The sequence below is a fragment of the Gimesia chilikensis genome, from assembly GCF_007744075.1.
Classification (GTDB): Bacteria; Planctomycetota; Planctomycetia; order Planctomycetales; family Planctomycetaceae; genus Gimesia; species Gimesia chilikensis_A.
Window position 1 is genome coordinate 5,691,470 of sequence record NZ_CP036266.1, and the last position, 12,822, is coordinate 5,704,291.

Genomic DNA, 12,822 nt, shown 5'->3' on the forward strand with positions numbered 1-12,822 from the left:
CGTCAGCCGTTTTCTGCCAGAATCGACATAGAGAGTCTGCGCATACTGAAACGGTTGAAACTGATACATCCCCTTCACTTTTGTTAAAGAGAGTCCGGACCGATGGGCAGTTCCCACGATCAATTTGTGAAATATCCGCGGACACCTCATCTGTTCGGCTCTACGGGGACGGCAGACGACAAACGGCTCAGCGAACAGGCTTCGCTGCAGTTCATTGCCGATCCGTCTCTCATCGTGGAGGAAAAGATTGACGGCACCAATGTCGGACTCCATTTCTCTCCCACGGGAGAACTCGTCTTGCAGTGTCGGGGGCACCTGATTAACGAAGGCATGCACCCGCAGTACGATCTGTTCAAACAATGGGCCATGGTCAAACGACCGGTCCTGGAACAGATGCTGGAAGACCGGTTTATCCTGTTCGGCGAATGGGTCTATGCCCGGCACTCGATTCATTATCGCAGCCTGCCGCACTACTTCTTTGAATTTGACATTTACGATAAAGTACAACAGGTCTTTATCAGCCTCGCCTGTCGACTGGAACTGCTCGCAGGCACCGGTATCGAAACGGTCCCCGTGATCCATACCGGTCCGCTGGCACGCAAAGACCTGGAGACGCTGATTGGCCAGTCCGCCTTTGACAGTGTCTTTGACAATCCACTGACTAACACCACGGACAACCTGATGGAAGGCGTTTATCTCCGCACCGAAGCGGGTGAATCCGTCACCGGCAGGTCCAAGTTTGTCCGTCCCGAATTTGTAGAAAAAATCAAACAGAGCAGCCACTGGCAACACCAGGCCATGGTTCCCAACCTGCTCTCCAAACAAGCAGATATCTGGTCATGAACTGGCAGACACTGACAACATCGACTCTGGAGGAGATCCTGCACTGGGCCGCTACGCAGCCCTGGTGCCAGGCGATGTCCGACTGCGCGCAGGATGCCCAGTGGCACGCCGAGGGGGATGTCTGGACGCACACCCAGCTCGTCTGCCGCCAGTTGCCGCAACTTACTGAGTGGGCTGGTTTATCAAACCGGGAACAGTCCATCCTGATCTGCACTGCACTCCTGCACGACGCCGCCAAACCGCTGACCACACAGCTCGACCCCGAAACCGGCCGCCTGCGTTCGCCCAAACATGCCGTGAAGGGAGAATACCTGGCGCGAAACGTTCTGCGCAATCTGGGCTGCGACCTGGAGACCCGCGAAATCATCTGCCGGCTGGTCCGCTATCATGGTCGTCCCGCTTTTCTGCTGGAAAAACCGAATCCGGAACAGGAAGTCATTTCCCTCTCCTGGCTGGTCAACCATCGGCTGCTCTACCTGTTCGCCCTGGCCGACACCCGCGGACGGACGACCGACAGCATGTCGCGTCCCGAAGAACACCTGCGGTTCTGGAAAATGATCGCCGAGGAACAGCACTGTTTCGATCAGCCCTACCCGTTCGCCAACGATCAGGCGAGATTCCTGTTTTATCACTCCCCCGATCCGAACGTGCATTACGTGCCTCATGAAGAGTTCAACTGTACGGTGACAATGTTGTCTGGCCCGCCGGGCGCGGGGAAAGACACGTGGCTTGCGCGGCACCGCACGGATCTGCCCATCGTCTCTCTGGATGATGTGCGCGATGACCTGGGGGTTGAGCCTACAGACAACCAGGGAGAAGTGGCGCAACTCGCCCGGGAACGCTGTCGCGAACTCTTACGCAACAAGACTGATTTCGCTTTCAACGCCACCAATCTGTCCCGACAGATCAGAAAACGCTGGCTGCAGCTCTTCGCCGACTACGGAGCCCGCATCGAACTGATCTACCTGGAACCACCCCTGGAAACGATATTGAAACAGAATCGCCAGCGCCCCCAACCAGTCCCGGAACAAGTCATTTGCCGTCTCGTAGAAAAAGTCGAACCTCCCACCCTGACCGAGGCTCATACACTAGACTATCTGTATTGACCGTTTCGTCTTTCGATCTTAAGGACTTCATAATGTTGAAACAGTATAATTATGTTGGTCCTCCTGAAATCCGGGCGCAGTTGAATTCGGTACGCATGAGTCGACCTGTTAACACGCATCAGGCATTACTTCACCAGATCGAACTACTCACAGCAGAGTTTAATGATGGCCCGTATCTAACGGTGACCTTCATTATCGACACAGAGGGTCACCTGCATATCTGCGATCGCCATCAGGAACATGTCGCTTGCGCTTTGGGACGCCCGGTACTCAGTGCAGGCGAAATCACCTTCGCTTTACAGCACGCAGATTACTACATTGAAAGAATTACGAATCAGTCAACAGGTTATTGTCCGGAACCTGCTTCCTGGCAGGCCGTTGATTCAGCCCTGAGACGACTCGAAATACATTACCCTGACTTTTTTGAACCGGCATATGACTTTCGTCGTTGCCTTCATTGTGCACAAATTAATCTGATCAAAGACAACTATTATATTTGCGCAGTCTGTGAAACAGATCTGCCAGCGTTCTGGAATTGTGACCAGAAAGAATAGACTCGAGTGTTATTATCCATCACGACGACACACGAACCCGCCAGCGATCTGAGCTACCTGCTCCACAAACACCCGGACCGCTTTCAGAGCTTTAAACTGAGTTTCGGCAACGCCCACGTGTTTTATCCTACGGTTTCCGAAGAACAGTGCACCGCCTGCCTGCTGCTGGACGTCGATCCGGTAGGGATGGTCCGCGGTAAAGGACATCACCAGTCGTTCCTGCTCGACCAGTACGTCAACGATCGGCCCTATGTCGCTTCGTCTTTCATGAGTGTCGCGCTTTCCCAGGTCCTGGGATCCGCGCTCAACGGGCGTTGCAAGGATCGGCCTGGACTGGTCAGCACACCGATTCCGCTCACGGTACAGATCGCCGTCCTGCCCGTACGCGGCGGCGAAGATCTGATTCGCGAAATCTTCGAACCACTGGGTTACGAAGTCGCCGTCCAGTCTTATCCGCTGGATGAACAGTTCCCGGACTGGGGCGAGAGTCCCTGTTATTCCGCCACACTGACAGCCACGAAAACACTTTCGGAACTGCTCAACCACCTCTACGTCCTGATTCCGGTCTTCGATAACCGAAAACATTACTTTGTCGGCGAGAACGAACTGGAAAAGCTGCTGGAGAAAGGAGCCGGCTGGCTGGCCGACCATCCGCTGAAAGAGCAGATCAGCCGCCGTTACCTGAAGTTTAAACCCAGCCTGTACCTCACCGCCCTGGCCCGTCTGGTCGGAGAAACCGAGACCGAAGATCCGGAACTGGAAAACGATGAGACAACAGAAGACCTCCCCGACAAAGCGGTTCCCCTGAACCAGCAGCGACTGGGCAGCGTCATGGCCGCCCTGCGGGCTTCTGGTGCGCAAAGTGTGCTCGACCTGGGCTGCGGCGAAGGAAAGCTGCTCCGCGAATTACTGGCTGATCGACAGTTCGAACAGATCGTCGGCCTGGATATCTCGGTCCGTTCGCTGGAAATCGCTGCAAAACGTCTCAAGCTGAAACGGCTGCCGGAACGACAGGCGCAACGGGTCAAGCTGCTACATGGCTCGCTGACCTACCGCGATCGTCGTCTCGAAGGTTTTGACGCCGCGGCCCTGGTTGAAGTGATTGAACACCTCGATCCGCCCCGCCTGGCGGCGCTGGAACGGATGCTGTTTGAATTCGCTCGCCCGAAAACCGTCGTGCTCACCACACCGAACCGGGAATATAACGTGATGTGGGAAACCCTGCCCGCCGACCAGCTGCGTCACGCCGACCACCGCTTCGAATGGACTCGGTCTGAATTTCAGACGTGGGCCACGGGCATTGCAGACCAGTTCGGTTACTCCGTCCGCTTCCTGCCCGTCGGCCCGGAAGACAAAGCCGTGGGTGCCCCCACACAAATGGGAGTGTTTGAATTGAAGTCGCACACCGATACCTGATCGCTGTGCCTTCAATTTAACTCGTTCACATTCTCAGCCATTCAGGAACTCTCAAAACAGATTTCCTGCTTAACTTCAGACTCAGGCAATTATCAATTAATGGATATCTCAATCCCGAAACTCTCACTCGTCGTGCTCGTCGGCCCCAGCGGGGCGGGCAAAAGTACGTTTGCGCGAAAACACTTCCTGCCGACCGAAGTCATTTCTTCCGATTTCTGCCGGGGCATGATCAGCGATGACGAAAACGACCAGAATGTCACAAAACAGGCCTTCGAACTGCTGGGTTACATCGTCTCCCAACGTCTGAAGTCCGGACGGCTGACGGTCGTCGACGCCACCAACGTCCAGCAGGAGGCCCGGGCGCAGTGGATCGAACTGGCGCGGAAATACCACTTTCTGCCCGTCGCCATCGTACTCAACCTGTCCGAAAAGATCTGTCATGCACGGAACCAGGAACGCCCCGACCGCCCGTTTGGATCACACGTGGTCCGCAATCAGCGTTCGCAGTTAAAACGCAATCTGAAACGCCTTCGTCGCGAAGGTTTCCGCTATGTGTTTGAAATGAACTCGGTCGAACAGATCGAGGTGGCCCGCCTGCAACGCGTTCCCCTCTGGAACGACCGTCGCGAGGAACAGGGCCCCTTCGACATCATCGGCGATATTCATGGCTGTTGTGACGAACTGGAACTGCTGCTCAAGGAGCTGGGTTATGCGCAGACCTCCGTTGAGGAAGCAGATCCCCTGTGGGGCAATGCCTGTTATGCGCATCCCGAGGGTCGCAAGGTCGTCTTTCTGGGCGACCTGGTCGATCGGGGTCCGCGTTCGCTGGATACGGTCCGCATTGTACGCAACATGGTCCAGCAGGGGACGGCGCTCTGCGTTCCCGGCAACCATGACATGAAACTGCTCCGCAAGCTGAAAGGGAAAGATGTCAAACTGACGCACGGACTCGCAGAGACGGTTGCTGAAATCGAAGCGCTGCCAACGGAGACGCGGGAACCGTTCTGCCAGGCACTCGCCGGGTTCCTCGACAGCCTGATCAGTCATTTCGTACTGGATCAGGGTAAACTGGTCGTCGCCCATGCTGGTATGACAGAAGACCTGCAGGGACGCGGTTCAGGGAAGGTCCGTTCGTTCGCCCTTTACGGCGAGACGACAGGTGAAACCGACGAATTCGGCTTTCCGGTCCGCTATAACTGGGCCGCCGAATACCGAGGCGCTGCGCACGTGGTCTACGGTCATACTCCAGTTCCCGATCCGGAATGGCTCAACCGGACGGTCAACATCGACACGGGCTGCGTCTTTGGTGGTCGCCTGACGGCACTCCGCTACCCGGAAAAAGAGTTCATTTCCGTACCGGCGAAAGAAGTCTACTGCGAATACGCCAAACCCATGTACCGGGATACGGATGCAGCTGCGCAAACTGCTCAGCAGCAGCACGACGACCTGCTCGACCTGCAGGATGTCACCGGCAAGCGGATCGTTTCCACTCGACTGCAGACGAACATCACCATTCGCGAGGAGAACGCGACCGCGGCCCTGGAAGTCATGAGCCGCTTTGCCGCCAATCCGAAATGGTTGATCTACCTGCCACCAACGATGTCGCCGCCGGAAACCTCCACAGAGCCGGGGCTGCTGGAACATCCGGCTGAAGCATTTGCGTATTTTCGCAACGAGGGAATCCCCCAGGTCATCTGCGAAGAAAAGCACATGGGTTCGCGTGCGGTGGTGGTCGTCTGTCGCGATCCGGAAACGGCCCGCCAGCGGTTCGGAGTGCAGGAAGCGGAATACGGTATCGTTTACACACGGACGGGCCGGCGTTTCTTCAATCAACCTGAGCTGGAAGCCGCCTTCCTGGAACGGGTCCGTCAGGCTTTGAGTGCCGCTGACTTCTGGAATGAGTTCCAGACGGATTGGGCCTGCTTCGACTGCGAGCTGATGCCCTGGTCGGCCAAAGCCCAGGCGCTGCTGCAGTCGCAGTACGCTGCCGTGGGTGCCGCGGGAAAAGCGGCACTGCCCCCGGTCGTCGCTGCGCTGGAACAGGCAACTGCCCGGCTGACTGCTGAGGAAGCCTCACATGCAGCAGAAGTCGCAAGCCACTTCCGTAACCGTAAGACTGCGATCGAGGAATTCGTGCGCGCCTATCGCCACTATTGCTGGCCCGTGGAAACTCTGGATGATCTGAAGCTGGCTCCGTTTCACCTGCTGGCCACCGAACGGCGAGTTCACATCGACCAGAATCATGACTGGCACATGCAGACCATCGCACGCATCTGTACTCAGGATGAGAAACTACTGCTGACAACGCCGTCATTGAAAGTCGATCTGACTGACAATGACAGCGTGCAGGCCGGCATCGACTGGTGGTCGGGGTTGACAGGTACGGGAGGAGAAGGGATGGTGGTCAAACCGCTGGAATGGGTCCAGCGGGGTTCCAAAGGACTCGTGCAGCCCGCGATCAAGTGTCGGGGGAAAGAGTATCTGCGAATTATCTATGGTCCGGACTACGACGCGGAAGAAAATCTGACTCGTCTGCGACAACGGGGTCTGCACCGCAAACGATCACTGGCACAGCGTGAATTCGCCCTGGGCATTGAAGCCCTGGAACGATTTGTGAACCGGGAACCGCTCAGGCGGGTCCATGAATGTGTGTTCGGGGTACTGGCGCTGGAAAGTGAGCCGGTCGATCCCCGCTTGTAAAACTTCGCCGAGTGCGAAAACAGGAAGTGAAACCATGAACAAGCGCGTCCACTATCAACCGAACCTGATCTATTCTGACGGCACACAGGTGGTCACAGTCCGGGATATCATCGGACCGAACGGTCGTACGCAGCATCCGCGGGGATCGGTTGGTGTGGTGGTGCGTGCGCCGCGTGATCTGGATCACTCGTATCGCGTCAAGTTTCCCGATGGTGTCGAAGTTGCTCTCAAGGCAGACGAGCTGACCCTGCTCGCCCAATTCAAAGAGGGGGAGATCGGCAACAGCGAGATCAACGCGAACCGCAGCGACCTGTTCTCCCGGGTCATCTTCAAATGTATTATTGGCTCCCGGGCCTTTGGTCTTGAGGATGAGCAGTCCGACACCGATTATCGCGGCGTCTACCTGCCTCCCGCGGAACTGCAGTGGTCGCTGTACGGCGTTCCCGAACAACTGGACTGCCACGAAACGCAGGAAACCTACTGGGAGCTGCAGAAGTTTCTGGTCCTGGCTTTGAAAGCGAACCCGAACGTCCTGGAGTGCCTCTATACTCCCCTGGTCGAACAGGTCACGCCCCTCGGCCAGGAACTGCTGGATCTGCGGGAAATCTTTCTGACGCGAATCGTCTATCAGACCTACAACGGTTATGTGATGTCGCAGTTCAAAAAGATGCAGACCGATATCAAGAACCAGGGGAAGGTCAAATGGAAGCATGTGATGCACCTGATCCGGCTGTTGATCTCGGGAGTCACCCTCCTGCGTGAAGGCTATGTTGTCGTCGATGTGGGACCACAGCGGGAACAGCTGCTGGCCATCAAGCGGGGTGAAGTCTCCTGGGACGAAACCGAGAAATGGCGGAAGAGCCTGCACAAGGAATTTGAACAGGCGCTGGAGCAGACCAGACTACCGGCCCGCCCCGATTATGAAACTGCGAATAACTATCTCATCAAAGCGCGTCGACTGGCGACGCAGGAGGCACTGCCATGAACTTCGATCCCCGACTGGAACAACAGCTCAAGGAACACCCATATCCTCTGCTGTTCGCCACTATCAGTGGATCGCATATCTATGGCTTTCCTTCTCCCGATTCTGATTACGATCTCCGCGGCGTACATCTGCTGCCGCTGGAGACCGTGATCGGTCTGAAAGAAGGACAGGTCACGGTGGAACGTTCGCGCGTCGATGATGGTCTGGAAATCGATCTGGTCACACACGATGTCGGTAAGTTCTTTCAACTCATGCTCAAAAAGAATGGTTACGTGCTGGAGCAACTGCTCTCGCCGCTGGTTCTGCACGCCACTCCTGAGTATGAAGAGCTGAAAGCACTGGCGCCTGGTTGCGTAACCAGGTATCACGCGTACCATTACCTGGGTTTCGCAGCCACACAGTGGAAACTGTTCCAGAAGGAAGATCCACCCCGGGTCAAACCCCTGCTCTACGTGTATCGGGTTCTGCTCACCGGTCTGCATCTGATGCGCACTGGTGAACTGGAACCGAACCTGATCCTGTTAAACGAAGCAGCGCGGCTGTCCTACATCCCCGAACTGATCGAACGCAAGCTGGAAGGTACGGAACGTTCCACGCTGGATGCCACCGACATGGAGTTCCACAGACGTGAATATCAGCGGCTTGTGGGCGAACTGGAACAGGCGATGGAAACCACCAGCCTGCCGGAAAAACCGAGTTCAGGTGAAGCGTTGAATGATCTGCTGGTCCGGATCCGTCTGGCTCAGCGGAAAGGATGCTGATTGAAGTATTCTGACGTTTCACCGCCGCCCGTCCCCACACCTGCAGAACAGCGCGATGCGCTGGCGAAAGGTCTGGGACGGGCACGGCTCTGGGCAGAACAGGGAGTCCTCACAGAGGAACCTCTACGTGAAGCGTGTCTGCAAGACCTGCGTTATGACCGCATGTGCGAAGACCTGCGGGGCGACTGGCTGTGGGAGATCATCAACGCTGCCGGCTTCCGCAACGAAATTCGCGTCCCGCTGTTACATGCACTGTATGATCTCTCTGATCCGGAAAACGCCAGACAGTTATGCAAGCTGGCACAACACTATGCTGCCAGCGGCGATGCTGCGTTTCGAGATCTGTTGTATCAGATCGTCAGTCAAAAACCACTTGCAGCAGACTATGATTTTCTGGGGGAATCGGAACTGCTGGCACTGGAGGGAGAACGCGGATTTTTGTGTGCCGCAAAATCCAGGGGAGTACAACTCAAACAAATCGCCTGGGACTGGCCCGAGGAGTCACTACTGAGAGAAGCCGGCGAACTCATCGAGGAAACAAGGATCCGCGAATTATTGAGTTCCACATCTGACCCGGATCTCAATCGTTTTTTTGAGAGTTGGCAAGAGCAACTGCGGCAGAAGGCCAAGCGAAAACAACAGAAGCAGAGTCACAGCAAAAAGCTACAGTGTAAAATAAGTGAAGAGATCTCCGTCGAAACGGTTATTGAAGCCGCTCAGGGCGAAGATAACTGCTCCTGGTTTCGTGGCTGGGGCACGCAGGCTAAGCCAACTGACCTGAATACAGTCCTTCAGACACTCAAATTCAGCGAGGAGCCTGCTGTGCTCACCAACCTGGTCAAAGTTTTTTCCAACCAGGCATTACCCGAATTTGATTCCCGCCTGATTGATCTCTGCCAGCATCCCAATCCGGAATTGCAGCGGAGAGCCTGGTTCGCACTGGCTAATAATTCACATCCCCAAATCCACGAATTTGCCTGCCAGCAGTTGAAAGAAAACCAGCATCCATTTGTCTTCAGACTGTTTATCAGAAATTACGAGCCTGGCGACGAAAACAGGCTATTGGCGGCACTTTCCCTACCCGAAGATGCATGCGAAAGTCACAGTGTGCTCAGTGACCTGATCGAAGTGTTAAAGGAAAATCCAACGGCAGACTGCTCCAGCCTGACGAGGGTCATTTATCGGTTCACTCCCTGTGAAATCTGTCGCTACAAAACGGTGCAATTGCTGCACGACCGGTCCAGGATTCCTGACTGGATGGCAAATGAATGCCGCTTCGACTCGTATGCAGAACCCGCACGTTCACATTTGTATAAAACAAAACGTTAACAATTTATTTGTTAAGTTCGTGTAAATTATGTGATTTTCACTGACTCATTTCTGTTGAAGTCATCTTCTCTGAGTAAAATCGAGTAGAAACAAGACTGATTCCAGGCACCCACGTACACCAGGTGCAACGCGACAGGAACATTTATATGCGATCTGCAACTCTATTGTTGATCACGCTTTTTATCTATTGTGCCACCGGACTTTCTACAGAGCTAACTGCACAGGAACCAGAACAGGTAAAAGGCGAATACTACGGACTGAAATTTGACGGCCGAGACAGCTATGTCACTCTGCCCCATCTGAATTTCACCGCATGGAATACCTTTACCATCGAAGCCTGGGTCAAAGACTGGACCGGCCGCATCTGCTGCGAAGGCAAACAGGGAGATCCCGAAAACAGCATCTGGATTTCCATCCGGGCCAGCCGCCATTCTGCAGGCTGGGAAAGTAACAACGGGACCAATTATTCAACGCGCGTCGACCCGAACTCGGTTGAAGGCTGGGATCATGTCGCCATGATTTATACCGGCACCGAGCAGGTCATTTACGTCAACGGCAAAGAAGTGCATCGACAGAACGCCCCCAAGCCAGGCCCGTTCGTTGCAGATCGAAAATTCTTTCTCGGTGCCCAGGAAAAATGGGACGAGGAACAAACCAGGCCGGCAGCCCTGTTCGGCAAGGGAATCATGCGGATGTTTCGCGTCTCGAATGTCGTCCGCTATGACAAGGAATTTACTCCTGCTCAATCATTTACACCGGACGCGAATACTGAGCTGCTGCTCGATTTCTCAAAGCCTGACCAGACCAAGCTGGCGGATGTCTCCAAACACAAACGGAACGGTACCATCCACGATGCCAAGTGGGTTCTGCTGACTGAAGAATAAGTTCAGTCTGCCTGCGACTGGTTGCAGTCCGTCAAATTCACCATCTCCGGACCACAGCAGCCCGACTGTGCGTAGAGTTCATCTTTCGCATCTGCTTTCAACACGACGAACACTTCCCACTTATGACCATCGGGATCCACGGCCCAGACTTTGTCCTGCACGGCATAACAACAGGTCGTCGCCTCTTCCGTGATGGTTTTGATCCCGGCGGCCTGAAACCGTTCGATGGCAGCATGCACTTCCGCCACGGATTTCACCTGGATCCCAAAGTGAGCTGAGCCCCCTTCAACGGTGACGCCCCCATCTACTTCATTCAGGGTCAGATTCACCGAAGGATCCACCGGTTCAAATTTCGCATAGCGGGGACGTTCCTTGCTGGGTTCCACCCCCAGCAACAGTTCGTAAAACTTTTTTGACTGCGCCAGATTGGAAACCGTCAAGGCGACATGCACACGGAAATTTCCCGGAAAGTCGACAGCTGATTCCTGAGTCATCATGATCTCCCTCGTATTGAACTGAACCTAAGCAGATTCGTCGGCCAGAAAGGCCTGGATTTTGGTTTTGATTTCATCCCGCACACGACGGAATGTTTTCATTTTTTCTTCATCGGTTCCCGTCGCATCAGCCGGGTCATCAAACGGCCAGTGCAGGGTCTGGGTTGCTCCCGAGAAAACCGGGCAGGATTCTTTTGCGTTATCGCAGACTGTCACCACCAGGTCGAACTGTTGTTCGGTAAACTGATCGAGATGCTTACTGGTATTCTCTGACAAATCGATGTCCAGTTCCCGCATCGCTTCGATCGCCAGGGGATGCACATAACCCGAAGGCTTCGAACCAGCCGACTCCGCCTCCCACTCTCCTTGCCCTAAAAACTCCCAAAGCTCTTCGGCCATCTGGGAACGACAGGAGTTACCGGTACATAACACTAATACGCGTTTCATTATAGTTCCTTATCAAGCTCCAACTTTATATTTAGTTTGAATATCCGTTGTAAATCATACAGTAGTTTGATTGCCGTCGGCTTCAGGAATCACCTCACCCGTCTGATGCGGAAACCAGTCCTGCGTTTTAAGACAGAACCTGACCAGCGTGAGCATGAGCGGCACTTCAATTAACACGCCCACCACGGTTGCCAGCGCCGCCCCCGAAGAAAGTCCGTAGAGCATCGTAGCCGTCGCAATCGCCACTTCAAAGTGATTGGAAGCGCCGATCATCGCAGTCGGTGCTGCGTTTTCATAGGTAAGCCCCAGCACTTTTGACAAAAAGTATCCTAGTGCAAAAATCACAATCGTCTGGATCAACAGCGGAATCGCAATCCAGAGTATCGTCAGGGGATTACTGAGAATTGTCTCCCCCTTGAAAGAGAACAGCAGGATCAGGGTAACCAGCAGAGCGGTAATTGTGACAGGTGTGAGCGTATGCAGAAACTTTTCCTTGAACCAGACTTCCCCTTTCGTGGCCATTAACCATTTTCGCGAGAAGAACCCGGCAACCAGCGGGAATGCGACATAAACTCCAATGGAAAGCAACAATGCCTGCCAGGGAACAGGCAGTTTTCCCACCCCCAGCAGAAAGCCGCCCAGAACACCGAATAACAACAGCATCGTCAGCGAATTGATCGCCACCATGACCAGCGTATGTCCATCGTTGCCTTTCGCCAGAAACCCCCAGACCAGCACCATGGCGGTACAGGGGGCGATCCCCAACAGAATGCAGCCTGCCAGATAGCTGCGCCAGAGAGGCACTTCCAGCATTTTCACCCCATCGACCAGCACGACTTTACCTGCTCCGTAGACGGCTCCCACATCGAGATCGAGTCCGAAAGGCATTTTGACATAGTCCACCGCGTCGGGACCAATGAACTGGTAAAACAGTGTTCCCAGGAAAAAACTGGCAATCGCATACATCGAAAAGGGTTTAATCGCCCAGTTGATAAACAGGGTCAGACCGACCGGACGCACCGCTTTGCCGGCTTTCAGAACTTCGGCAAAATCGATTTTGACCATGATCGGATACATCATGAAGAACAGGCAGACCGCAATCGGAATCGACACCACGGGGGCTTCGTTGACATAAATCGCCATGCTATCCAGTTTGAGGGCAATGCCGGGAGCCAGTTTCCCCAGTACAATCCCAGCCACAATACAGAGCGCGACCCATACCGAAAGATAGCGTTCAAAGAAGCTGATCCCCTGACTGGAAGTGACTCCTGCACTGTTGGCATCTGTAGACATTTCGTCTCTG

General features: G+C 54.7%; 12 protein-coding genes. 9 read left to right on the plus strand and 3 right to left on the minus strand.

The genetic code is table 11. The annotated features are described in order from the left end of the window. Positions 1 to 102 precede the first annotated feature (102 nt). From HG66A1_RS21445 to HG66A1_RS21485, 9 genes are all read left to right on the plus strand, one after another. Positions 103 to 843, plus strand: coding sequence for an RNA ligase family protein (locus HG66A1_RS21445; protein WP_145188790.1), 741 nt, complete (start codon positions 103 to 105; stop codon positions 841 to 843). Continuing rightward, positions 840 to 1,949: an AAA family ATPase gene (locus HG66A1_RS21450; protein WP_145188794.1), complete on the plus strand. Its 1,110-nt coding sequence runs from the start codon at positions 840 to 842 to the stop codon at positions 1,947 to 1,949. The genes HG66A1_RS21445 and HG66A1_RS21450 overlap by 4 nt, the downstream gene beginning before the upstream one ends. A 32-nt stretch (positions 1,950 to 1,981) precedes the next feature. Further along, a complete protein-coding gene (locus HG66A1_RS21455) occupies positions 1,982 to 2,503 on the plus strand; it encodes a hypothetical protein (RefSeq protein WP_145188796.1) in 522 nt (173 codons plus the stop codon). Positions 2,504 to 2,509: 6 nt separating this feature from the next. Then, positions 2,510 to 3,919, plus strand: a complete 1,410-nt coding sequence (locus HG66A1_RS21460) for a 3' terminal RNA ribose 2'-O-methyltransferase Hen1 (RefSeq protein ID WP_145188799.1) — start codon at positions 2,510 to 2,512, stop codon at positions 3,917 to 3,919. Positions 3,920 to 4,018: 99 nt separating this feature from the next. After that, positions 4,019 to 6,619 carry a polynucleotide kinase-phosphatase gene (locus tag HG66A1_RS21465; protein ID WP_145188802.1) on the plus strand — a complete coding sequence of 867 codons (2,601 nt, stop codon included), beginning with the start codon at positions 4,019 to 4,021 and terminating at the stop codon, positions 6,617 to 6,619. 34 nt (positions 6,620 to 6,653) lie between these two features. Continuing rightward, positions 6,654 to 7,604, plus strand: a complete 951-nt coding sequence (locus HG66A1_RS21470; protein WP_145042359.1) for a DNA polymerase beta superfamily protein — start codon at positions 6,654 to 6,656, stop codon at positions 7,602 to 7,604. After that, entirely contained in the window at positions 7,601 to 8,365 is a 765-nt protein-coding gene (locus HG66A1_RS21475) for a DNA polymerase beta superfamily protein (protein ID WP_145188806.1), read from the plus strand. The genes HG66A1_RS21470 and HG66A1_RS21475 overlap by 4 nt, the downstream gene beginning before the upstream one ends. Continuing rightward, complete coding sequence (locus HG66A1_RS21480) at positions 8,366 to 9,694, plus strand: hypothetical protein (RefSeq protein ID WP_145188809.1); 1,329 nt, start codon at positions 8,366 to 8,368, stop codon at positions 9,692 to 9,694. A 146-nt stretch (positions 9,695 to 9,840) separates the two neighbouring features. Continuing rightward, on the plus strand, positions 9,841 to 10,578 hold the full coding sequence (locus HG66A1_RS21485; protein WP_145188812.1) for a LamG domain-containing protein: 738 nt from the start codon (positions 9,841 to 9,843) through the stop codon (positions 10,576 to 10,578). A 2-nt stretch (positions 10,579 to 10,580) separates the two neighbouring features. Here the strand turns inward: HG66A1_RS21485 and HG66A1_RS21490 are convergent, their stop codons facing one another. Genes HG66A1_RS21490 through arsB form a run of 3 tightly spaced genes read right to left on the minus strand, consistent with a single transcriptional unit; the run spans position 10,581 to position 12,812 of the window. Further along, entirely contained in the window at positions 10,581 to 11,075 is a 495-nt protein-coding gene (locus HG66A1_RS21490) for an ArsI/CadI family heavy metal resistance metalloenzyme (protein ID WP_232106634.1), read from the minus strand. A 24-nt stretch (positions 11,076 to 11,099) separates the two neighbouring features. Continuing rightward, the gene (locus HG66A1_RS21495; protein ID WP_145188815.1) at positions 11,100 to 11,519 is read right to left on the minus strand and encodes an arsenate reductase ArsC; all 420 of its coding nucleotides are present in this window, start codon (positions 11,517 to 11,519) and stop codon (positions 11,100 to 11,102) included. A 54-nt stretch (positions 11,520 to 11,573) separates the two neighbouring features. After that, positions 11,574 to 12,812, minus strand: coding sequence for an ACR3 family arsenite efflux transporter (gene arsB / locus HG66A1_RS21500; protein WP_145188818.1), 1,239 nt, complete (start codon positions 12,810 to 12,812; stop codon positions 11,574 to 11,576). Positions 12,813 to 12,822: the final 10 nt, after the last annotated feature.